Here is a 23,009-nt window from a genome sequence, read left to right on the forward strand (position 1 = left end):
CTCACAGGTCTTCCCAGCCCTGCGCGCGCTGACGTCGCGCGTGTTTCAGCCAGGCCCGGACCTGTTCGATCTCCCCGAACGCCGCCAGTGCGGCGCGCAGGTCCTGGCCTTCCTGGCGTAGCGCCGTGATGCCCCGGTTGAGGTAGCGCATCATCTTTTCCGGCGTCAGCCTTGCCTGGGATGCCAGGCCATAGGCGCGCCTGAATTGGCGCTCGACGTGGGCGATTTCCTGATCCAGTTCGGTGAGCTGCTCCTGCAGGATCTGGTTGTAATGGGCCAGCCGCGCTTCGCTCACCGTGTCGAGGGTGTGTTGGCCGATGTGTTCCAGTTCCAGCTGCAACTCCAGGAGCTTGAGCAAGTCATTCTTTTCATAGGCCTGGTTGACCTGCTGCATCAACGTGGTCTTGCGGGCGCGCTCGGCCTCGTCGGGTTCGCGGTCGGGGTGCAGGGCGCTGGCCAATCGGCGATAGACCGCGCGGATGGACTGGCTCAGTTCGATGCGCTGTGCTTGCTGCTGTTGTTCGGCGGCGCGCTGCTTGGGCGGCTTCTTGCGGCTGGCACGTTGCGCATCGCGCTGCTGCGCGGCCGCCATGCGCTCCCGCTCCTGGCGCTCCAGCATGGCTTCCATGCGCTGCATGATTTCCTCGGGCGTACCGCTGGTGAAGTCGTCGTCGGCCGCAGCCATGTCTTCCCGCTCTTGCGGTTCGGCCGCTGACCCTGGTGCTTTCGGGGCCGGCGCGATGTCCTTCGCTTCATCCACCTCATTCACCACATCCTGCATGCCGTGCTGCTGGTAGATCAGCGCCAGCTCGGTATCGTCGCCCCGCTGCAGCAGCGCCTGCGCCATGTCGGCGATGAGGGCGGACAGGGTGATGCGCTCACCCTTGCCGAGTGCCTTGTGCGACCAGGCATCGTGCAGGCGGTAGACCGCCTGTCGCTTCAGGCCCAGCAGTTCCTGCTCCAGCGGCAGGTAGTGGGCGCAATATTTCTTGTGGAATTCGTCGCTTGCAGTTTCCCACTCCTGCAGGCGGGCGCGGCGCTTGCCGATTTCGTCGATGAGCGTGTTGAAACTCTGCTGCGCGGGCGACAGCCGGGTGGCGGTTTGGCCGTCGACGATGCTGACGGTATGTGGTGCGGGCTTCTTCATGGGAATGCGATGGTGAACGGTGCCGGATTATAGGGCCAGTTTTTTGGAGCCTGTCCCGCCTGCGTCAGGTGATGAAGCGACCATCCGGATACTGGGCGCACAGGAATTCCACGAAGGCCCGTACCTTGGGACTCTGCAGGCGGCGCGAGGTATGCAGCACCCAGAGTTCGACTTCGTTGCCCATCTCACCCCATCGCTTCAATTGGCCGCTCTGCACCAGCGTTCCGGCTACCGACCACGGCAGCAGCGCCACGCCTGCGCCGGCGCAGACGGCGTCCTTGACCATCATCAGTGACGACAGGCGCAGCACCGGTTGTGGTGCAATCAGCAGCTTGCCTTGGCGCAGCGACCACACATCGCCATCACGATAGTTCGGCATCACCACGGCCGGGACGGTCTGCGTCTGGCCCGCCCGCGTACGCGGCATGGGCAGCGTGGGCGCGGCCACCAGCACCAGGCTGTCACGGGCAAAGCAGCGTCCGACCAGATTACTGTCTTCATCAGGATTGATGCGGATGCAGAGGTCGAAATGCTCCTGCACCAGGTCCACCATGCGGTCTTCTGCGACTACCTCCAGCTCCACTTGCGGATACTGCGCCCGGAACAGGGCCGACAACCGTCCCAGCGCCAGCTGCGAGAACACCAAGGGCGCAGCAATGCGCAGGCGGCCGCGTGGCGCGGTGCTGCCTTCGCTGGCCTGGGTCATGGCCTCTTCGATTTCGCGTAGCGGACCCTCACTGCGCTGGAGCAGCAGCTGGCCGGCAGTCGTCAACGTGAGCCGTTGCGTGCCGCGCTCGACCAGGCGCACGCCCAGCTCCTGTTCAAGATCGGCCACCCGGCGTGACAAGGTGGCCTTGGCGCGGCCACTTTCCCGGCTGGCGCGGCCGAAGCTGCCGTGGGTGGCGACCAGCTGCAGATCGACGAGGGCGTTGATGTCCATGGTGTCTCAAAAATGATCCGGTGGGTCTCGATTCTATCGTCTGTGTCCCGATCATGAAACGATTTATCGTGTGTTCCATCAACCCACCGCAGTCACTTACCCACAAGGAGCCACACCATGAACACCATTCGTTCCCTGCAACTGATGCAATACGGCGGCCCGGATACGGTCCGCATCGCCGATCTCCCGGCACCCGTCGCCGGTCCCGCACAAGTGCTGGTGCGCGTGCATGCCGCCGGCGTCAATGCCCTGGACTGGAAGCTGCGCGAAGGCTACGTCAAGGATGCCTTCCCGCTGCCACTGCCCGCCGTGCTCGGCATCGAGCTGGCCGGCGTGGTGGAGCAGGTCGGGAGTGACGTCAGCCTGTTCAAGGTGGGCGACCGCGTCATGGGGCCGCTGGGCGGCCTGGGTGCCTATGCCGATCTGGTTGCGGTCGATGCCGACAAGCTGGCCGTGCTGCCCGAGGGTTTGAGCATGGTGCAGGCCGCGGCCTTGCCGGTGGCGGCCGTGTCGGCCTGGCAGAGCCTGCATCTGGCCGGTCCGCTCAAGGCTGGCCAGCGCATCCTGATCCACGGTGCGGCCGGTGCCGTGGGTGGCTTTGCGGTGCAGTTTGCCCACCAGGCCGGCGCCCATGTCAGCGCCACCGCCCTGGGCAGTCACGCGGATTATGTGCATGGTCTGGGGGCCGACCACGTCATCGATTACCAGACCTCCCAGTTCGAGGCCCTGGTCAGTGATATCGATCTGGTACTCGACTACGTCGGCGGCGACACCCTGGCGCGTTCCTGGAGTGTACTGGCCGAGGACGGTGTCATCGTCAGTACCGCTTCCCCTGCCATCCTGGCCAGCACCCCGGCGGGCCGTCGCGGCCTGTGGTTCATGAACCAGCCAGACGCTGCCCGCCTGGCCGATATCGCCCGACAGGTGGCGGCCGGTCGCCTGCAGTCCCAGGTCGCAGCGGTGGTCCCCTTCGAGGACTTGCCGGCCGCCATCGAACGCAGCCGCACCTTGCCGCAAATGGGCAAGACGGTGGTGGATTTCCTGCGCTAAGCCGCACCTTGCCCATGTCCCCGGATTGATACGGCCATTGTCGAAAAGCAAGTTGAAGGGGGCCGGGTGCTGCTCCCGGCTGCAGTTCATCTTGTCCACAGGGAATCTTCATCTGGTTCGCAACAGGATGCGCTTATCCGCTTGCATGGCTACCTACTAGAAGGTAGACTGCGTCCATGAATAGCGCTCCCACCACTTCCGAAAAGATTCTTCAATGTGCCCAGGCCTTGCTGGTGGCCGGGGGCTACAACGGTTTCAGCTATGCCGACATCGGCAAGGTCATCGGTATCCGCAATGCCAGCATCCATCATCACTTTGCCAGCAAGGCGGTACTGGTGCAGACGCTGGTGCGGCAATACCGCGAGGCAGCGCAGGATGGCGTGGCCGCCATGGAGCGCAACATCACCGACCCGCTTGCCCAGTTGCGCGCCTATGCCGGTTACTGGGAAAGTTGCATGACCCAGCCTGAGTCTGCCTTCTGCTTGTGCGCCATGCTGGCCGCCGAGATGCCCATGCTGCCGCAGGAGATCGCCATGGAGGTCAAGGCGCACTTCAGGTTCTTTGCGCTGTGGTTGGAGTCGGTGCTGGAGCGCGGCCAACGCCAGGGCAGCCTGCGCTTGACCGATGCGCCCCGGGTGGAGGCCGAACGCTTCCTGGCGACCATCCATGGCGCCATGCTGTCGGCCCGGGCCTACGACGATCCCAAGATGTTCGGGGTCATCGTGCATCCCATGCTGGAGCGCCTGGCGGCCTGAACCCACCAGAAAGCACCGGGCGCGCGGGACGCGAGGGATTTCACCGTCGCGTCCTCTTTTTTGACCACGAATCCTACCGATTAGTAGGTAGGATTCATGTTTGCTGAGCCAGGCAACTGGCAACACTTGATCAACACCAACGAAAAGGAAATGCAATGTTCGGTATCTCTTCCCTGGGCTGGGTCCACACGATCGGCAGCCTGCCGGCCATTCCACTGGCCATCTACATGCTCGCCCGCTACGGGCGCATCCGCGCCCGTTCAGTGCCGGGGGCGATCTATTTCATCTCCATGCTGGTGGGTGCCCTGACGGTATTCCTGGTGGCGAAGCGACCGGAAAGCAACTTCATCGCGGTGCTGACGCTGGTGTTCCTGCTGCTGGGTTTCGGGATGAGCTTTGCTGCATCATGGCTGGGGCGTCTGGCGCGGTATGTCGAGACCATCGCCTTGTCCGTGACGGTATTCCTGCTGCTGGTGCCGGCGGTGTCGGAAACCCTGCGCCGGGTCCCGGACGGACATCCTTTCGTCACCGACCTGAAGTCGCCGCTGCTCCTGGGTGCGCAGGGTGTGCTGCTGCTGGTGCTGCTGGTGGGTGTCACTGCACAGGTGATCGCGCTGCGCCGCCAGGCGCGGTCCCGCGCAGGGATGGTATCGTGATCGACACCGCGCCGGCCACGATGCCGGCATGAGATTGGAGCAGAGGATATGGCCCGAAATCCCGTGACAGCAGTGCTGCCTGTGGACCCCGTCGGCCCGGTAAGACGGGTCGATAGCGGCGTGACCTATTTCCGCCACCTGGAACTCTGGCGCATCCATTCCGAGTTCCAGGCAGGGGAGCGCCGGCGGCGAGAGCGGATGGCGCAGGTGGCGGGCGATGATGAGTTCGCACAGAACCTGCGCGACAGCGCAGTCCGCAAGCGCTGAGAGGCGTCTTCAGCCGCGGGCGATCATGGCCTGCACTTCTTCCCAGGTCGCGGCATAGGCGCCCGCCTTGGAGGCGGCAATGGCCGCGCCAGCTGCCGCACATTGCAGGTGCATCTGCGCCGGTGCATCCGGCTGGCGCAGCTGGCTGGCAATCCAGCCCCCCATGGAGGCATCGCCACAGCCCACGGTGTCGACCACCTCGACGCGATAGGCGGGCTGGTCGATGATCTGTTGCCCCTTGATCCATCGCATTCCCTGTGCGCCCAGCGTCAGCAGCACTTCTGCCTGTGGCGCCAGCGCCTGCAGGGTCGCCAGAGCATTGCCGTCACCCGGGAAAAGACGTTCCAGGTCTTCGTCGGAGACCTTGACGTAATGCGACAGCGATAGCAGCTCCCGCAACAGCGCGTGATAGGCCGGCTGGTCCATCAGCTTGCGCCAGTTCGGGTCGAAGGCGATCTTTTTCCCGCGCCCGGCCGCTTCCCGGGCAATCTGCAGCAGCCGCGAGGCCAGCGGTTCGCGGGCCAGGCTGATGCAGCCGAAGTGCAGTATCTGCGCCTCGTCCAGCCAGCCGGCCGGCAATTGGGCAGGGTCGAAATGCAGGTCAGCGCTGTCATCGCCGATGAAGAAATAATCCGGGGGCGTGGTGGAGGTCACCATCGCCAGCAGGGGTGCCTTGGCGTGCTGCTGGGTGAAACGCATGTCCAGACCGGCCTGCTGCGTCAGGGCATACAGCTCGGCGCCGAACACATCGGTACTGACGCTGCCGGCGTAGCCGGTGGCCACGCCCAGCCGCGCGGCGGCACGCGCCACGTTCCAGCAGGCCCCGCCGGGAATGGCGCGCCACTGGCCATCAGGCTGGCGGATGAAATCGGTCAGGGCTTCGCCGAAGACGACGAATGCGGCAGGTCGGGTCATGCTGGGTCTCCGTTCGGATCGTTGTTATTGATGCTATCGATGGTACTGATGGTCTTGCAGGGCCAGGGCCAGGCCCTAGCCACCAGGGTGAAACCATTCAGTCCTGCAAGGCGTGACGTGCACAGACCTCATCGGTCACCAGCCCGGTGAGCCAGCCGCCGCGCAGGGCGGCACGCACCGCCTCGGCCTTCTTGCTGCCGCCAGAGAGGGCAATCACCGGGCGCTGTGGCCTGGCCGTCAGCAGGGGCGTGGTCACCCGCGAGGACAGCGAAGACGACAGCATCCGGCCGTCGACATCGAAGGCGTGGCAGATCATTTCGCCCACCGCACCCTGGCGCTGCAGCTCGGCGACTTCTTCATCGTCGATGAAACCGTCCTCGTGCATGGCCCCCTGCAGGGCAATCGTACCGATGCCGAGGAAGGTCACGTCGGCGCGTTCAGCCAGACCGGTCACGATCTTGTAGGCCCGGTGGTTGCACCATTGCTGGCGGTCACGCTCGCTCTCGGCCACGCGGGGTGCGGGCAGCAGGTAGAAGCGCGCGCCCAGTTTCTCGGCGGCCTGCAGCGCCACGTCGTAGCGGTTGGCCGAGCCGTCCGAGGCAAACGCGCCGATCATGGAGACGATCTGGTGCTGCGGTCTTTCCAGTTCGGACAGGCGTTCGATGGCCGCCTTGAGGGTCCGCCCGGAACCTACGTTGACCACCAGCGGCGCCTCCGAACTGAGCATCTGCTCCATCAGCTCGGCGCCGGCCACGGCCAGCATCTGCTGTACTTCCTGCGATTCGTTGGGATTGTCGGCGCCGCCGGCGCCCGGCACCACACGGCAGACCTCCAGCCCGTAGCGCTGCTGCAGCCCCTGTGCCAGTTCCAGGCAGGAAGAGACGGGATGCGTGATCTGCACCTTCACCAGATTGGCATCGGCCGCATAGGCCACCATGCGCTGCGCCATCTGGCGCGAGATGCCGAGCCGTTCGGCGATTTCGTTCTGGGTGTTGCCGGCCACGTAGTACATCCACGCGGCACGCGCCGCCAGATCCAGTTTGGATGCGCTGCTAGACATGTTCTCCTCGCCAGCCACCGGCGCATGCGGCGCCCGGCTTGTGCTGTCTTATCTGGTTGTGGGGTGGTGCGGGGTCTTCCCGATGGGCTGCCATTTTACGGCCTTTGCTCCCGTCATGAGCATCTAGTATGGGCAATTGCTCAATCGAAAAGCAAATGCTTGACACGAATTCGAGAATCGATGAATATTTGCCCATAAAAATAATATTTGCTCAACGTCGTTCACAACAACCGCCCAACCTGCACGTCAGCACCGGCCTCACCGCCGCTGCCACCCAGGAAGAAACGTGCACGGCGGCACATAACATTCGGAGACAAGCATGTCCAAACTCGCGCGCACCCGTGCGTCCGGCATCACCCGTGTTCGCTTCAACCTGGCCGCTGCGGCGATTTCCGCACTGTTCGCCACCGGTCTGGTCCAGGCCGAGCCGGTGACGCTGAACATCGCCTCGATCAACAACCCCGACATGATCGAATTGCAGAAGCTGGCGCCGCAGTTCGAGAAGGCCAATCCCGACATCAAGCTGCGCTGGGTCACGATGGAAGAGAGCGTGCTGCGCCAGCGCCTGACCACCGACATCGCCACCAACAGCGGCCAGTTCGACCTGATGACCATCGGTGCCTATGAAGCCCCGATCTGGGCCAAGAAGGGCTGGCTGGCGCCGATGAGCGGCCTGCCGGCCGACTACGATGAAGCCGACCTGATCAAGCCTGTGCGCGAAGGCCTGTCGGTGGACGGCAAGCTGTATGCCTTGCCGTTCTACGCCGAAAGCTCGATGACCTACTATCGCAAGGACCTGTTCGAGCAGAAGAAGCTGACCATGCCCGAGCGTCCGACCTGGGACCAGATCGGCAAGCTGGCCGCACAACTGCACGACCCGGCCAAGGGCGTCTATGGCATCTGCCTGCGCGGCCGCGCCGGCTGGGGCGAGAACATGGCCATCATCACCACCATGGCCAATGCCTGGGGTGGCCGCTGGTTCGACGAGCAGTGGCAGCCGCAACTGTCCTCGCCGGAATGGAAGAAGTCGGTCGCCTTCTACGTCGACCTGTTGCGCAAGTACGGTCCGCCGGGCGCCAGCTCCAACGGCTTCAATGAAAACCTGGTGCTGTTCTCCAGCGGCAAGTGCGGCATGTGGGTCGATGCCACGGTCGCTGCCGGCATGCTCTACCACGGCAAGGATTCCAAGGTGTCCGACAAGACCGCCTTCGCACCCTCGCCGGTACAGGCCACCGACAAGGGTTCGCACTGGTTGTGGATCTGGTCGCTGGCCGTGCCGAAGTCCTCCAAGTCGCCGGAAGCGGCCAAGAAGTTCGCCGCCTGGGCGACCTCCAAGGAATACATCAACCTGGTCGCCAAGGATTCCGGCTGGGCGCTGGTGCCGCCGGGTACCCGCACCTCCACCTATGCCTCGGCCGAGTACAAGAAGGTTTTGCCCTTCTCGGACTTCGTGCTGGATGCCATCCAGACGGCGGACGCCAACAAGCCGACCTTGAAACCGGTGCCCTATACCGGTGTGCAGTTCGCGACCATTCCCGAGTTCCAGTCCATCGGTACCGTGACCGGTCAGGCCATCGCCGGTGCACTGGCTGGCAAGACCAGCTCGGACGCTGCGCTGGATGCCGCCCAGGCACAGGCGGTGCGGATGATGCGCCAGGGTCGTTACATCAAGTAAAGAGCAAGCCCCCCGGCAAGCGGGCAGGCAGCACGCCGTCGCCCCTGCCGTGGTTCCTGTCGTTGCGGCGGCATGTCCGGTAAAGCACCGGGACATGCCTGCCGCCTGGTCCTCCCGGCCGTCTCCACCCAGCGAGGATGGCGGTCGGACTGAAGCCGAGGCCGTCATGCCCACGATCCACTCCACCCCTGCGTCGCCCGCCCCCGGCGCGTCGCCCACGAGCACCATGATGCAGAGTCCATCCAAGTCACTTCCGCGCCCGCGGCAGAAAAGTCCTCCGCGCAAGGAACGCTTCAATCCCATCCGCCTGATGCAGGCCCCGTCGGTGCTGATCCTGCTGGCCTGGATGATCGTGCCGCTGGTGATGACGATCTATTTTTCCGTCAATCGCTATAACCTGATGGCCCCCGACCAGACCGGCTTCGTCGGTCTGGAAAACTACGTCTTCCTGCTGGAGGACCCGGCCTTCTGGCCCTCCATCGGCAATACGGCGCTCCTGATCGGCTCGGTGCTGGCCATCAGCGTCATCGGCGGCACCCTCCTGGCGGTGCTGTTCGACCAGCCTTTCCGTGGTCGCGGCATCGCGCGCCTGCTGGTGATCGGCCCCTTCTTCGTCATGCCCACCGTGGCCGCACTGATCTGGAAGAACATGATCATGCACCCGGTCTACGGCATCCTGGCCTATGTCATGCGGCATCTGGGACTGGAGCCCATCGACTGGCTGGCCGAGTACCCGATGCTGTCGGTCATCATCATCGTGGCCTGGCAGTGGATTCCCTTCGCCTTCCTGATCCTGCTGACTGCGCTGCAGTCGCTGGACAGCGACCAGAAGGAAGCCGCCCAGCTCGATGGTGCCGGTCCGATGCGCATCTTCTTCTACATCGTGCTGCCGCACCTGAAGCGCGCCATCACGGTGGTGATCATGATCGAGACCATCTTCCTGCTCTCGGTGTTTGCCGAGATCTTCACCACCACGGCAGGCGGTCCCGGTACGGCGACCACCAACCTGACCTTCCTGGTCTATGCCATCGGCCTGCAGCAGTTCGATATCGGCATTGCCTCGGCCGGCGGCATCTTCGCCGTGGTGCTGGCCAATATCGTCTCGTTCTTCCTGGTGCGCATGCTGGCCAGGAACCTCAAGGGAGTCAACGAAAAATGAGCGATCAAAAGAAAAGCCCCCTGTGGGTGGCCGTGCTGGGCTGGGCCTGCGCCATCGTGCTGTTCTTCCCCATCTTCTGGGTGGCGGTGACAGCCTTCAAGACCGAGGCCCAGGCCTATACGCCTTCGCTGGTGTTCCTGCCCACGCTGGATACCTTCCGTGAAGTCTTCAGCCGCAGCAACTACCTGGCCTATGTGCAGAACTCGCTGATCGTCTCGCTCGGTTCGACCGTGCTGTCGCTGCTGCTGGCGGTGCCGGCGGCGTACTCGATGGCCTTCTTCCCGACCGGGCGCACCCAGAAGCTGCTGCTGTGGATGCTCTCGACCAAGATGATGCCGGCCGTGGGTGTGCTGATCCCGATCTACCTGCTGGCCAAGAACACCGGCATGCTCGACACGGTCAGCGGCCTGACGATCATCTACACCCTGATCAACCTGCCCATCGCGGTGTGGATGGCCTTCACCTACTTCAATGACGTGCCCAAGGAAATCCTGGAAGCGGCCCGCATCGATGGCGCCAATGCCTGGCAGGAAATGATCTACCTGCTCCTGCCCACCGCCATGCCGGGATTGGCCTCGACAGCCCTGCTGCTGATCATCCTGTCCTGGAACGAGGCCTTCTGGAGCCTCAACCTGACCAGCGTCAACGCGGCGCCGCTGACGGTGTTCATCGCCTCCTACTCCAACCCCGAGGGCTTGTTCTGGGCCAAGCTGTCAGCCGCCTCGCTGCTGGCGATTGCGCCCATCATGGCGCTGGGCTGGCTGGCGCAGAAGCAACTGGTGCGGGGCCTGACCTTCGGAGCGGTCAAGTGATGATGACGCGTCAGGCAGTGACCCATCTCATCTGCGACTGCGACGGCGTGCTGCTGGACAGCGAGAGCATCGCCCTGGGTGTGCTGCATCGCGAACTGCTGCCCCTGCTGCCGGCCTGGCCCGACGCCGACGAAGCGCCCTCTCTGCAGGAACAGCGCAGCCAGGTACTGCACGACGCCATCGCCAACCGGCTGGGCATGTACACCGATGTGCTGCTCTCGGAAGTGGACCTGGAGTTCGAACTGGGTCTGGAGGCGGCACAGATGGAGCGCATCCACGCCACCGTGGCGCTGGCCTGCAGCGAACAGGCGCAGCCGGTGCCGGGCATCGTCGAGGCCCTGCAGGCGATCCGGCTGCCGCGCGCGGTTGCCAGCAACAGCGATGCACCGCGCATCGAAGCCGGCCTGAAGCGCTGTGGCCTGTACCCGCAGTTTGCCGGCCGTATCTACAGCGGCCACGATGTGGCCCATCCCAAGCCGGCGCCGGATGTGTACCTGGCCGCTGCCGCCGGCTTCGGCGTCGATCCGGCGCGCTGCGTGGCCATCGACGACAGTGTCACCGGCGTGCGCGCCGCCGTGGCGGCCGGCATGCATGTGCTGGGCTTCACCGGCGTGGCGCACGACCGCAAGGCGATGGCACGGCGCCTGCGCGAGGCCGGCGCGCATCAGGTATTCGAGGATATGAAGCAGTTCCCGCAACTGATCTGTGAATTGATCTGGCTGCGCTGAAGCGCGGCCCGCAGATCCGCAGACCCACAACAAGAGACCCCGAGGAGAGAGACATGGCAGCAGTGAGCATCAGGAACCTGGCCAAGCGCTATGAAGACAACGAAGTCATGCGCGACATCAACCTGGAAATCGAGGATGGCGAATTCGTCGTCTTCGTCGGCCCTTCCGGCTGCGGCAAGTCGACCTTGCTGCGCATGATCGCGGGGCTGGAAGAGATCAGCGACGGCGACCTCGACATTGGCACCCGCCGCATGAACGACGTGCCGGCCTCCAAGCGCGGGGTGGCGATGGTGTTCCAGTCCTATGCGCTGTATCCCCACATGAGCCTGTACGACAACATGGCCTTCGGCCTGAAGATCGCCGGCAAGTCCAAGGCCGAGATCGATGCCGCCGTGCAGCACGCGGCCAAGATCCTGCACATCGACCACCTGCTGGATCGCAAGCCCCGTGCGCTCTCCGGCGGCCAGCGCCAGCGCGTGGCCATCGGCCGCGCCATCACCCGCCAGCCCAGCGTGTTCCTGTTCGACGAGCCGCTGTCGAACCTGGACGCGGCGCTGCGGGTGAAGATGCGCCTGGAGTTCGCCAAGCTGCATGACGACCTCAAGACCACCATGATCTACGTGACCCACGACCAGATCGAGGCCATGACCCTGGCCGACAAGATCGTCGTGCTCTCCGAGGGCCGCATCGAACAGGTCGGCTCACCCCAGCAGCTGTATCACCATCCGGCCAACCGTTTCGTGGCCGGCTTCATCGGTTCGCCCAAGATGAATTTCATCGACGGTACGGTCGCGGCCATCCAGGGCGATGGCGTGCAGGTGCAACTTCCCGCAGGTGGCCTGCAGTGGGCGTCGGTGGATGGCAGCAGCCTGCAGGTCGGGCAGAAGGTCACGCTGGGCGTGCGGCCCGAGCATCTCAATATTGCACAGGGACAGGCGGCGCTGCAGGCGCGCTGCACGGCGCTGGAACTGCTGGGTGATTTTTCCTACCTCTACGCGGCCTACGAGGGCAGCGACGATGCGCTCATCCTGCGCGTGCCGGACAGCCTCGATCCACCGCACGGCAGCGTGCTCCAGCTGGCGGCCGATCCGGCCCGCTGCCACCTGTTCGGCGCCGACGGCCAGGCCCTGCCGCGCCTGGTTTCCAGTGTGGTCTCCAGCGTGAGCGCCCGGCGCGCCCATTGAACCCTTCGCCTTCTTCACCTCATCGACAAGGACACGGCATGACCCGCACCGCCACCTCCACCGAGCAGGACGCCGCCGACAGCCTGACCTGGCTGCATATCGGCGCCGGCTCCTTCCATCGCGCCCACCAGGCGGTTTACCTGAACGCCCTGCGTGAGAGCGGCGCCGACCGTCGCTGGCAACTGGCGCTGGCCAATATCCGTGCCGACATGGGACCGCTGCTGGAGGCGCTGGCACGCCAGCAGGGCCAGTACACGCTGGAAACCGTCACGCCCCAGGGCGAGCGCAGCTACCAGCGCATCGCTTCCATCGGCCGCATCCTGCCCTGGGACGACAGGCTCACCCAGCTGATCGCCGCCGGTGCCGAAGAGCGCACCCGCATCATTTCCTTCACCGTCACCGAAGGCGGTTACTACCTGGACCACCAGCACCGGCTCGACACCGCCAATGCCGACCTGGCCGATGACCTGCGATGCGCCCTCGACGGCAGCGGTGCGCCGCGCACCATCTATGGCGCCATCGCCGCCATCCTGCAGGCGCGCAGCCAGGCGCATCCGCAAGCGGCGCTGACGCTGCTGAACTGCGACAACCTGCGCCACAATGGCGAGCGCTTCCGCGATGGCCTGCGCCAGTTCCTGACCCTGCGTGGCGACAGCGCGCTGGTGCAGTGGATGGAGGCGCATACCACCAGTCCCAATGCCATGGTCGATCGCATCACGCCGCGCCCCACGCCGTCCGTGGCGCAGCGCGTGAAGGAAGCCACCGGCATCGATGACCCCTGCGCGCTGATGGGCGAGTCCTTCATCCAGTGGGTGATCGAGGATGACTTCAAGGCCGGTCGTCCACGCCTGGAAGAAGCGGGCGTGGAGATGGTGCAATCGGTGCTGCCCTATGAAGAGGCCAAGATCCGCATCCTCAACGCCAGCCATAGCTGCATCGCCTGGGCCGGTACCCTGGCGGGCCTGCAGTACATCCATGAAGGGACGCTGCGCGACGACATCCGCCAGATGGCCTACGACTACGTGACGCAGGACGTGATCCCCTGTCTCACGCCCAGCCCCATCGATCTGGCGGCCTATCGCGATACTACCCTGGCGCGTTTCTCCAACCCGGCCATCCAGGACACCAACCAGCGTGTGGCCGCGGATGGTTATTCCAAGATTCCCGGGTTCATCCGCCCGACCCTGCAGGAGAGCCTGAACGCCGGCCGCGATCCCCAGGCAACCGCCATGTTGCCGGCGCTGTTCCTGGTGTTTCTGCAGCGCTGGAATGCCGGACAGCTGCCCTATGAATACCAGGACGGCATCTTCGATCCGGCTGCGGTGCGCAGCATGCTGGCCGCCGCCGATCCGGTACGGGCCTTCTGCGCCGACGCGGTGCTGTGGGGCGAACTGGCTGGCGATGCAAGGCTGGAGGCGCTGGTGCGCGAGGGTGTGCAGCGCGTGCAGGACTGGCTGGGGCAGGCAAACTAAAAGCAGCCCATCTGGCCCAAGGCGGCATAGAATTGCCGCTCACCGTCTTGGCGATTGCAGCAATCGCAGCCATCGTAGCAAGCACACCGCACATTCATAACGATAACGAGGAGCACCATGTATCTTGGGATAGACCTGGGTACGTCGGAGGTCAAGGCAGTGGTCATCGACGACCAGGGCGCCCTGCTGGCGCTGGCCGGCAGTACCCTGAACGTCTCGCGCCCGCATCCGCGCTGGTCGGAGCAGGCGCCGGCCGACTGGTGGCAGGCCACCTGCGATACCGTGGACAAGCTGCGCACGCAACTGGGCGAGGAGAGCTTCGGCCGCATTCGCGCCATCGGCCTGTCAGGCCAGATGCATGGCGCCGTGCTGCTGGACGAAGAAGACCAGGTATTGCGTCCGGCCATCCTGTGGAGCGATTCGCGCAGCGCCCCCGAATGCGCTGAACTCACGCGCCGCGCACCGCGCCTGCACGGCATCGCCGGCAACCTGGCCATGCCCGGCTTCACCGCGCCCAAGCTGTTGTGGGTGGCGCGTCATGAACCGCAACTGTTTGCGCGCATCGCCACCGTGTTGCTGCCCAAGGACTGGCTGCGCCTGAAGATGACCGGAGGCAAGGTCTCCGACCCCTCGGACGCGGCCGGCACGCTGTGGCTGGATGTGGAGGGCCGCAACTGGTCCGATGAGCTACTGGAGGCCTCCGGCATGCGACGCGATCAGATGCCGGCGCTGGTCGATGGCAGCGCGGTCTCCGGCACCTTGCTGCCGGAGGTGGCGCAGCGCTGGGGACTGGCGGCGGACGTGATCGTGGCCGGCGGTGCCGGTGACGGTGCGGCCAGCGCGGTCGGGATCGGCGCGGTCAAGCCGGGCGATGGTTTCCTCTCGTTGGGGACCTCGGGCGTGCTGTTCGTGGTCAACGACCGCTTCCGTCCCAACCCGGGACGTGCCATCCATGCCTTCTGCCATACCCTGCCGCAACGCTGGCACCAGATGAGCGTGATGCTCTCGGCCGCCAGTTGCCTGCGCTGGTTCTGCCGTCTCTGCTCGGTGGACGAGAAGAGCCTGCTGGCCGAGATCGAACAGCTGGACCAGGAAGCGCGTGACAATGCGCCACTGTTCCTGCCCTATCTGTCCGGCGAGCGCACGCCCCACAACGATCCCTACGCTACCGGTGTCTTCCATGGCCTGACGCCGGAACACCAGCGCGCCGCATTGGGCTATGCGGTGCTGGAAGGGGTGGCCTTCGGCATGGTCGATGGCCTGGATGCGCTGCGTGCCGCCGGCACCGACGTGGCCGAATTGTCGCTGGTAGGGGGTGGCGCACGCAGCCCGTATTGGGCACAGTTGCTGGCCGACGCGCTGGAAGTACGCATCGTCACCCACGTCGGCAGCGAAGCCGGCGGCGCACTCGGTGCGGCGCGTCTGGCCTGGCTGGCCGATGGCGGCGACGAGGCGGAGGTCTGCCGCAAACCGGCCCGCCAGGCGCAGTACCAGCCGGACCCGGACAGGCGAGCCGTCTTGCAGGCGCGCTTGCAGCGTTATCGGGACATCTATGCGCCGTTTGCGCCCTTGCATGGGGACGCAGGCTGAAGAAAATGACCGTTGAAAATCAACAGGCCGTTCTTGCCCACCTGGCAGGAACGGCCTGTTGCTTGATACGGTGATGCAGTGATTCGCTGATTCAGCGACGATTGAACTTGAACACCGAAATCGCCTGCAACAGCCGCACCGTCTGCTCCTGCAGGCTGCCCGCCGCAGCGGCGGCTTCTTCCACCAGCGAGGCGTTCTGCTGGGTGCTGGCGTCCATCTGGGTGATGGCTTCATGCACCTGGTTGATGCCGGCGCTCTGCTGCTGGGTGGCTTCCTTGATTTCCCCCATGATGCCGGAGACGCGCTGCACCGATGCCACGATGTCGCGCATGGTGCTGGTGGCCTGTTCCACCTGACGGTTGCCGACATCGACCTTTTCCACCGAGGCATCGATCAGTTGCTTGATTTCCTTGGCCGCAGCGGCCGAGCGTTGCGCCAGCGAGCGCACTTCCGAGGCCACCACGGCAAAGCCGCGCCCCTGTTCGCCGGCCCGTGCCGCTTCCACTGCAGCGTTGAGCGCCAGGATGTTGGTCTGGAAGGCGATGCTGTCGATCAGGCCGATGATGTCCACGATCTTGCGCGAGGACTCGCTGATCTCGTTCATCGTGGTGCCGGTGCTGGCCACGGCATCACCACCGCGCATGGCAATGGAGGACGCGGTCCCGGCCAGGTCGTTGGCCTGCACGGCGTGGTCGGCGTTCTGGCGCACGGTGGCGGCCAGCTGATGCATGCTGGAAGCGGTCTCTTCCAGGTTGGAGGCCTGTACTTCGGTGCGGCGTGACAGGTCCATGTTGCCGGTGGCGATCTCGCGCGTGGCCAGGGTGATGGTTTCCACGTTGGAGCGTACGTCGCCGATGATGGCGGTCAGGTTCACGTTCATCTGCCGCAGCGAGGCCAGCAGGCGCCCCAGTTCATCGTGGCGACGGCTTTCGATGCGCACCGACAGGTCGCCGCCGGTGATGGCGTGGGTGATCTCCAGTGCCTGCTGCAGGGGCTTGATGAGGGCGTTGCGCAGGGCGATCCACTGCACGATGGAGATCACGGCGGAGGCCGCGGCCAGGGCGCTGATCCACCATTGATGCAGGGCCGCCATGCCGGCGATCACCACGGCGATCTGGATGGTCAGCATCAGGCCCATGGACAGGTTCAGACGGGTGTTCAGCTGCATGCGCGCCAGCTTGCCCAGCCAGCCGGCCAGACCGGTGCGCACCACTTCGCCACGGTGCAGGGCGATGCCCTTGGCCTGGCCACGGCGGATGCTGGCGTACAGCTTTTCGGCAGCGGCCACGGCATCTCGTTCGGGCTTGGTGCGCACTGACATGTAGCCGATCACCTGGCCGCTCTCGCGGATGGGCGTGACGTTGGCGCGCACCCAGTAGTGGTCGCCGTTCTTGCTGCGGTTCTTGACCAGCCCGGTCCAGGGCAGGCCGCCCTTGATGGTGGCCCACATGTCGGCAAAGGCTTCGGCCGGCATGTCGGGATGGCGGATCAGGTTCTGCGGCGCACCCAGCAATTCCTCTTCCTCGAAACCGCTGATTTCGATGAAGTAGGGATTGACGTAGGTGATGTTGCCCTTGAGATCGGTCTTGGAAACGATTGCCTTGCCGTCGACGAGCGGACGCTCTTCTCCGGTGACCGGCATGTTCATGCGCATCTTTTACCCCCGTGTAAGAAGCCTTGTGTGTGGAAAGTCCGGCTGGCGGGCGCAAGCTGCGCGGCGGGCAGCGTTCGTCTCTCCCTGACGAACGCGTGGAACCGTCTGCGCCAGGCAGCGACAGCCTGGCGCATGTCTTGCCTGATGAGATTCAGGCGGCGGGATTGTCTCCGGGATGCGGGCTGTCGGGCCCTCTGCGGGGCTTTCCGAAGACGCTAGTGTAGGTCGGATAGAACGAACAGTACATGACTACCGTCAACATTATCGAGATCGGCAACAGGATGAAGAACACCACCGTGAAGCTGCCGCTCACCAGCGCGATGATCATGCTGATCACGGTGGGGACGACGATGGCGATGACGATCCAGGCCAGGCCGTAGACCAGGAAGGCGCGACCGGCGCGGCGCACGGCGAAGAAGCTGTAGAACAGTGCCTTGCCGAGCGGCATCTGCTGCCACATGATCAGTGGTGCCGCATACCAGAAGGCCATGGCGGCCGGCACGTACAGCGCAGCCGCGACCAGCATGGCGATGCGCATGCTGCCGGCGGCGCTCTGCAGTTCCTCGGTGGAGAGGCCGCCTCCCATCATGGCCTTCCAGAAGGTGCCGCCGTCGGCCAGCGCCGAAGCCGCGACCACCAGCGTGGCCACCAGCAGGTAGAGCAGGCCGAGCTTGAAGAGCGTGTTGCGGGCCGGGCTGCGGAAAGCGATCAGCAGCAGGTTGGGGTAGACCCGTTCGCCTTTTTCGATCTGCGCACAGGCTTGCATGAACGACATCGAAAACAGCGGGATCAGGATCAGCGGCAGCATCTGACCCAGCACCGGGATGATGCCCAGTGCCAGCATCAGGAACATGTAGGCCAGGAACAGCGTGGAGATCTCGGCCGGCTGCTTGCGGAACAGCGCGAAGCCTTGCTTGACCCAGGACCAGCCGGTATGTGCGGGAATCTTTTCCATAGCTCCAGTGGTTACAGCGCCGGCGGCGTTTCCTTGATGCGCAGGCGCAGGATGCGTTCAAAATGGGTGGGGTCATGCGGCGTGAGCATCTCTGCTTCTCGCGGCAGGTAGAAGTCATACAGGCGCGACAGCCAGAAGCGCAGGGCGGCCGCGCGCAGCATCGGTTGCCAGGCCACGCCTTCGGCCGGCGAGAACGGACGCACGGCGCGGTAGGCGCTCAGCATCGCTTCGGCACGGGCCAGGTCCAGCGCACCCGTATCGAGGTCCACGCACCAGTCGTTGACGGTCACGGCCAGGTCGAACAGCCAGGTGTCGCAACCGGCGAAATAGAAATCGAAGATGCCCGACAGGCGCTCACCCACGAACATCGCATTGTTGCGGAACAGGTCGGCATGCACCGGGCCCCGCGGCAGGGCGCGGTAATCGGCGGTGGCGGCGAAGTCCTTCTGGTACTGCACTTCATCGGCCAGCAGGCTGGCCAGCTCGGGCGGCAGGAAAGGCAGCACCGAGGGCGTGGTTTCCAGCCACCAGGCCAGGCCGCGCAGATTGGGCTGGAGGATCTTGAAGTCCTTGCCGGCCAGGTGCATGCGCGCCAGCATGTCGCCCAGCGCGGCGCAGTGCAACGGTTGCGGATCGAGCTGGGACTCGCCCTCCAGCTTGCTGACGATGGCCGCCGGCTTGTCGTTGAGCAGGGTGACGATGGCGCCCTTGTCATTGGCCACCGGCGCCGGCACGGGAATACCGCGCTGCGCCAGGTGGCGCATCAGTTCCAGGTAGAAGGGCAATTGTTCGATATGCAGCTTTTCGAACAGGGTCAGGACGTATTCGCCGCTGTCGGTGCTGATGAAGAAGTTGCTGTTCTCGATGCCCGAGGAAATGCCCTTGATCGAGCGTGCGCGACCGAGCGGAAATTGTTGGATCCAGTCCGAGAGCTGTTCCAGACTGACCGGTGTAAAGACTGCCATGGCGAAATTGAGAATGTAAAGCTTGCTGAAATACCGGGATCCCGAGCTACGCCTGCCGGCACCGCCGGGACTGGCGTGACAGCGGCGGCATAGGGCCGCATCGGCTGTCCCTGGCCGGTCGCGGCGGGCGACCGGGGTGATGTTGGCCAACCCGGCAGGGTCAGCCGTCCATCGTGGCGAAGCGATTACTTCTTGGTGGTGCTGTCGGTATCGCCTTCCTGCGGCTTCTTGACGCCCCAGTCGAACTCGCCGACCTTCCATTGTGCCGAGCTCGGCGGCGGGCTCTGGGCATCGCCCGGGGTGGAGCCGCCCAGTTGCGGGTTGGGGCGCACGTAATAGGTGCTGGGGCCGGACTTGACTTCGATTTCCTTGGTCTGGCCGTGGTCGCGGCGTTCCTTGATGCTATTGCCCTGGGTGCGGCTGTCTTCGCCGGGCTTGCGGATGGTGACCGCGGGCGGTTCGCCTTCTTCCAGCTTTTCCAGTTCGGGTGGCGGCGGCGCCGGCTGGGCGGCCAGGCCGGCAGGGGCCGGTTGGGCGAAAGCCAGCGGAGCAGCCAGGCTGGCCGATGCGCACAGCAGGGCGGCGGCCAGGGACTGTTGGAACCAGACGTTGGATGGTTTCATGATATCGACAGGAAAAATGCAGGAAAAAGATGGTGTTGTTTTCTTCATTGTAGCAAACCATCGTGGTGCGGCCCCTGCGTTTCTTCACGGGAATGCTCGGGAAGACAACATCCGGCCGCCTTTCTGCCATCTGGCGGCGACTTGCGGGCGACCTAGTCCAGCAATGGCAACCTGCTATGGATCCAGTCGCCCAGGGTGGGCGGCATGGCGACCAGCCGGGTGAAATCGTCTTCGTCGCTGGCATCGAAGTAGCTGAGGTGGTCGGAGGAATATTCCAGCAGGGTCGGGAAGTCACGCCCCCATTGCACCGTGAAGTGCCGCAGCGCCCGCAGTTCGCCCCGTTCCCCATAGATACGCAGCCGGATGCGGTCCTGCCGGGTCTGCTCGGCCGGACCGGCGCCACACAGTTCGACCCGCAGCTGCTGGCCGCGATACTGGCGCCAGCCACCGTTGAGCTTCTGGCTGTAGATGCCGCAGTCGCGATAGTGCGGCGTGAACGCGGTGGTCACCGTGGCTGCCAGCCCGTAGGCCATGGCCAGCAGATAGAGCAGGGTCACGGCGTGATAGCCGGGTTTGAGCGCGGCTTTGGCCGGAGCGACCACGCGCATCAGCGCGCGATAGAACAGACCCAGCGCACAGACCAGCACCACGCCCAGGGTCCAGTAGAGCGGCGTGGTGTCGGAGGGCGCATTCTGGTCCCACGGCAGCACGCCCAGCTGCTGGCCCATCGCCGGTGAAATGATCACCGGCATGCTGACCAGCGCGGCGATGAGCATGCCTGCCAGCGCCAGCGTGTAGAGCGTGCCGATGAAGAGTTGGATAACGTAGGCTTTGGTGACCGGCATGACGACGATGGCGTGCAATCAGTTCATTTGCGTGCCGTGCATCATGAAGTTGTCGACTTGTTTTTCAAATCGTACGAAGGTGATGGAAAGTGAACGTTTCTACACTTATCGGTGTAAAGATGGCGGGCGGAGAGGGAGAAATGAAGAGGCCGGGCGGCATTGCTGGGGCAGAGTTGGCAAGGAATTTGCAGGAAAACCGGAGAATCACTCGGTCGAGCAAGGGAATTCGGGCTTTGGGTGGGATGATGAAAGACTGTTCATAGTCGTCCTGGCGTCGATGTCAAACTGGATGATCCGATTATTCTCATACTGCAATCGGTGTGGATGTGTTGGCCTTAATCCAGCAAGGGAATCCTCGATCGCAACCAGTCGAGCGGAGACGGTGGCATGGACATTGTCTGCATTTGATCATTCTGGTCAGCATGGTCGAAATAGATGATGTGCTGGTCGGAGTATTCCAATTTTCGTTCTGCATTGACGTCCCAATCCAATCTGAAGTAGCGGATGGCCTGTACCACATCCTCATCATCGAAAATTCGCAGCCTTATGTGATCATTGGCCCCCGTTTCATCGGGACCTGAACCGCATAGCTCAATACGATATGTTTGGTCGTCGAACGTTCTCAGACCGCCATTAAGCTTCTCGCCATAACCGGCGCAGTTCTTGTAACTTGGTCCGGATAGATTGATGATGGGAATGCTCAGTACGTAGCAAAGCAGAATGAGAAATGTAATGGTGATCCGGCGATACCTCTTTCTCGTCGATGGAGAAAACTCCTTCCCAAATTTCTCCATCCGCCAAAAGAAGAAAATCACTGCAACCATCAAGATTGGCAAGAGCGTTCCTCGTATCAGTTCTGTTTGAGCATCCGGATCAATTCTCCATAGATAGACTCCGAGTGACGAGGTCATCCAGGCGGGCAAGGCGATGGCGAGGATGATCATCAGGGCCGGCGTGGCGATCAGGAATGCCGAGGTGAGTGCGGTTCCGAGAAGAAGTTTCGTTACATAGGTTCTGGCGGTCGGCATATGGGCTGCAACTGGAGTCGGATAGGTTTGTCGAGTTTGACGAGTTTGGGTCTGCTGTAGATCATGAAATCTCCACCCCTGTCATGTTTTTCTCTCCAGGCGTTGAAATTCTTGTTGTAGATCGGAAAGTAGATGTCCTGCTCCCTGTTCTTTTGGAACAGGCCTTTGCGTGTATCAACAAGAAATTCCAGACCTTCGTCGGTGAAATAGAGTGAGTGAAGCCTGGATCGATCTTCTGAATAATCCCCGAAATGGGTTCGTACATTGATACTGTTCTGACCAAATATTTTGTGGCTGCCGTCAATGGCCTGACTCAGTCCGCTTTGTGGCGTGATGATGATGCCGGTCTTGTTCCAATGACCCAGATATTGGGATTTGACACCATCTGGATCATCGTTAAATGAATAGCTATCTTTGATGTATACGAAGACATGAGTCACCTCGACTTTTGGATTGATACAAAATGTCTTCGTTTTCTTAAAATCGTCATAGAGAAAATATTTGTCACCTCTGACACTGGCTTTGGCGATGGCGGCATACAGATTGAACCTTGCCAAAGAGCCGGTCAGGTCGGTTAGGGAAAAATTGCTTTGCATGGTGTCCTGATTGAATACGGACGCCCTCTGAAATTGCCAGTCGATGTGGAATTGACGTAGATCCTTCAAAAATTCGCCTGTATCCAGATCCAAGGACTTGGTATGGATGAACATGGTGGAGAGATGATGTGAAAGGATGCGTTCCAGCTTTCCCAGGCCATTCCGATTGCAGATACCCCGTTCGATGAGGTCTTTGTAGATATCCCGTACTTTCCCAAAACGCAGTACCCAATCGAGGGTGACACTTGTACTTTCATAGGGCTGTACGGAATTTGGGTCATTGTCATAGATATGCTTTTGCGCGTTAAACCACGTCCGCGCTAACTTGGCCGATACCGGCCACCCCATCTTCTCCATCGCGTCAGGGATGTCCTGCAGGTCGAACACCGGTGGATCTTTGCACTCCTCCAGTACCAGTTCATCAGCTTGCATCGGCGGTTTGCTGTTACGTTCCGTTTTTGCTGCTTCCGCTTCCGCGTGCTTTTGCAGACATTCCTCCTCCTTCTGGGCTTTGATTGCTTGCCTGCTCAGTTTGACTTTCGGTGGTGTGGGTTGTGGCGGAGGTGGTGTGACGCCCGGTGCTGGACGCTCCAGCGATACGCCGGTCTGGGTGGCCAACGGAACACAGCCGCGCGAGCCAGCATAGGCTTGCCAGCGAATCGGCCTAAATGGAATCAGGGATGACTCCATTCGGTAATACGGAATCTTGCGCGTTGCCATAGCGATTCTCTTGTCAAAAAAGAATCCGCTACGGTACTCAGCGACGTTTCCTGCGGTCAATGTTTAGGTCGGGCCAGCCTTCAAAGTGAAGACGATCTTCGAAAATTTTTTGTAAGAAGCAGCCCTGTTGTCGCCTCGTGGCAAAATGCTCGCCTTGAAAAGCAGAACGGGCGGGACATGGTGATCATGTTCCGCCCGTGCTTGCAGACCGCT

The 23,009-nt window shown here is 63.1% G+C and carries 21 protein-coding genes and 1 pseudogene; 11 read left to right on the forward strand and 11 right to left on the reverse strand.

Annotated features, from left to right (window positions below; genetic code table 11):
* Position 1: 1 nt before the first annotated feature.
* Both HBH1_RS18315 and HBH1_RS18320 read right to left on the reverse strand, forming a co-directional pair.
* Positions 2–1,147: a J domain-containing protein gene (locus tag HBH1_RS18315; RefSeq protein ID WP_102663894.1), complete on the reverse strand. Its 1,146-nt coding sequence runs from the start codon at positions 1,145–1,147 to the stop codon at positions 2–4.
* 64 nt (positions 1,148–1,211) lie between these two features.
* Positions 1,212–2,087, reverse strand: coding sequence for a LysR family transcriptional regulator (locus HBH1_RS18320; protein WP_102663895.1), 876 nt, complete (start codon positions 2,085–2,087; stop codon positions 1,212–1,214).
* A gap of 117 nt (positions 2,088–2,204) precedes the next feature.
* On the opposite strand from HBH1_RS18320, the gene HBH1_RS18325 reads away from it, so the two are divergent.
* From HBH1_RS18325 to HBH1_RS18340, 4 genes are all read left to right on the forward strand, one after another.
* Complete coding sequence (locus HBH1_RS18325; protein WP_102663896.1) at positions 2,205–3,137, forward strand: NADP-dependent oxidoreductase; 933 nt, start codon at positions 2,205–2,207, stop codon at positions 3,135–3,137.
* Between the two features lie 176 nt (positions 3,138–3,313).
* Positions 3,314–3,892 carry a TetR/AcrR family transcriptional regulator gene (locus tag HBH1_RS18330; RefSeq protein WP_102663897.1) on the forward strand — a complete coding sequence of 193 codons (579 nt, stop codon included), beginning with the start codon at positions 3,314–3,316 and terminating at the stop codon, positions 3,890–3,892.
* A gap of 155 nt (positions 3,893–4,047) precedes the next feature.
* A complete protein-coding gene (locus HBH1_RS18335; protein WP_102663898.1) occupies positions 4,048–4,548 on the forward strand; it encodes a hypothetical protein in 501 nt (166 codons plus the stop codon).
* Positions 4,549–4,596: 48 nt separating this feature from the next.
* Positions 4,597–4,815 (forward strand): hypothetical protein, encoded by a 219-nt coding sequence (locus HBH1_RS18340; RefSeq protein WP_102663899.1) that lies wholly within the window; start codon positions 4,597–4,599, stop codon positions 4,813–4,815.
* Positions 4,816–4,824: 9 nt separating this feature from the next.
* Here the strand turns inward: HBH1_RS18340 and HBH1_RS18345 are convergent, their stop codons facing one another.
* A complete protein-coding gene (locus tag HBH1_RS18345; protein WP_102663900.1) occupies positions 4,825–5,730 on the reverse strand; it encodes a carbohydrate kinase family protein in 906 nt (301 codons plus the stop codon).
* A gap of 97 nt (positions 5,731–5,827) precedes the next feature.
* A complete protein-coding gene (locus HBH1_RS18350) occupies positions 5,828–6,790 on the reverse strand; it encodes a sugar-binding transcriptional regulator (RefSeq protein WP_006463657.1) in 963 nt (320 codons plus the stop codon).
* A 319-nt stretch (positions 6,791–7,109) separates the two neighbouring features.
* Between HBH1_RS18350 and HBH1_RS18355 the strand changes: the two genes are divergently transcribed.
* The 7 genes and pseudogenes from HBH1_RS18355 to xylB all read left to right on the forward strand — a co-directional run bounded on the left by HBH1_RS18355 (position 7,110) and on the right by xylB (position 15,410).
* Positions 7,110–8,465 (forward strand): ABC transporter substrate-binding protein, encoded by a 1,356-nt coding sequence (locus HBH1_RS18355; RefSeq protein ID WP_102663901.1) that lies wholly within the window; start codon positions 7,110–7,112, stop codon positions 8,463–8,465.
* A gap of 166 nt (positions 8,466–8,631) precedes the next feature.
* Positions 8,632–9,624: a carbohydrate ABC transporter permease gene (locus tag HBH1_RS18360; protein ID WP_102663902.1), complete on the forward strand. Its 993-nt coding sequence runs from the start codon at positions 8,632–8,634 to the stop codon at positions 9,622–9,624.
* A 50-nt stretch (positions 9,625–9,674) separates the two neighbouring features.
* Positions 9,675–10,436: pseudogene (locus HBH1_RS18365) on the forward strand (carbohydrate ABC transporter permease); the annotation flags it as partial.
* Positions 10,436–11,164, forward strand: coding sequence for an HAD family hydrolase (locus tag HBH1_RS18370; protein WP_102663903.1), 729 nt, complete (start codon positions 10,436–10,438; stop codon positions 11,162–11,164). The pseudogene HBH1_RS18365 and the gene HBH1_RS18370, both read left to right, overlap by 1 nt.
* 53 nt (positions 11,165–11,217) lie before the next feature.
* Positions 11,218–12,348, forward strand: coding sequence for an ABC transporter ATP-binding protein (locus tag HBH1_RS18375; protein ID WP_102663904.1), 1,131 nt, complete (start codon positions 11,218–11,220; stop codon positions 12,346–12,348).
* A gap of 38 nt (positions 12,349–12,386) precedes the next feature.
* Positions 12,387–13,820, forward strand: a complete 1,434-nt coding sequence (gene dalD, locus HBH1_RS18380) for a D-arabinitol 4-dehydrogenase (protein ID WP_102663905.1) — start codon at positions 12,387–12,389, stop codon at positions 13,818–13,820.
* A gap of 117 nt (positions 13,821–13,937) precedes the next feature.
* A complete protein-coding gene (gene xylB / locus HBH1_RS18385) occupies positions 13,938–15,410 on the forward strand; it encodes a xylulokinase (protein WP_102663906.1) in 1,473 nt (490 codons plus the stop codon).
* 91 nt (positions 15,411–15,501) lie between these two features.
* Here xylB and HBH1_RS18390 read toward each other — a convergent pair whose 3' ends face one another.
* From HBH1_RS18390 to HBH1_RS18420, 7 genes are all read right to left on the reverse strand, one after another.
* Positions 15,502–17,064 (reverse strand): methyl-accepting chemotaxis protein, encoded by a 1,563-nt coding sequence (locus HBH1_RS18390; protein ID WP_006463666.1) that lies wholly within the window; start codon positions 17,062–17,064, stop codon positions 15,502–15,504.
* A 151-nt stretch (positions 17,065–17,215) separates the two neighbouring features.
* Complete coding sequence (locus tag HBH1_RS18395; RefSeq protein WP_006463667.1) at positions 17,216–18,019, reverse strand: BPSS1780 family membrane protein; 804 nt, start codon at positions 18,017–18,019, stop codon at positions 17,216–17,218.
* A gap of 11 nt (positions 18,020–18,030) precedes the next feature.
* Positions 18,031–18,984, reverse strand: coding sequence for a homoserine kinase (locus HBH1_RS18400; RefSeq protein ID WP_102663907.1), 954 nt, complete (start codon positions 18,982–18,984; stop codon positions 18,031–18,033).
* Positions 18,985–19,169: 185 nt separating this feature from the next.
* On the reverse strand, positions 19,170–19,607 hold the full coding sequence (locus HBH1_RS18405) for a hypothetical protein (protein WP_006463669.1): 438 nt from the start codon (positions 19,605–19,607) through the stop codon (positions 19,170–19,172).
* 152 nt (positions 19,608–19,759) lie between these two features.
* On the reverse strand, positions 19,760–20,452 hold the full coding sequence (locus tag HBH1_RS18410) for a hypothetical protein (RefSeq protein WP_233207653.1): 693 nt from the start codon (positions 20,450–20,452) through the stop codon (positions 19,760–19,762).
* A 335-nt stretch (positions 20,453–20,787) separates the two neighbouring features.
* Complete coding sequence (locus HBH1_RS18415; RefSeq protein WP_102663909.1) at positions 20,788–21,480, reverse strand: hypothetical protein; 693 nt, start codon at positions 21,478–21,480, stop codon at positions 20,788–20,790.
* Positions 21,456–22,796: a DUF6402 family protein gene (locus HBH1_RS18420; RefSeq protein WP_146012876.1), complete on the reverse strand. Its 1,341-nt coding sequence runs from the start codon at positions 22,794–22,796 to the stop codon at positions 21,456–21,458. Before HBH1_RS18420 ends, HBH1_RS18415 begins: the two co-directional genes overlap by 25 nt.
* Positions 22,797–23,009: the final 213 nt, after the last annotated feature.

Origin of the sequence: Herbaspirillum sp. BH-1 (genome assembly GCF_002870055.1) — a bacterium.
GTDB classification, from domain to species: domain Bacteria; phylum Pseudomonadota; class Gammaproteobacteria; order Burkholderiales; family Burkholderiaceae_D; genus Herbaspirillum; species Herbaspirillum frisingense.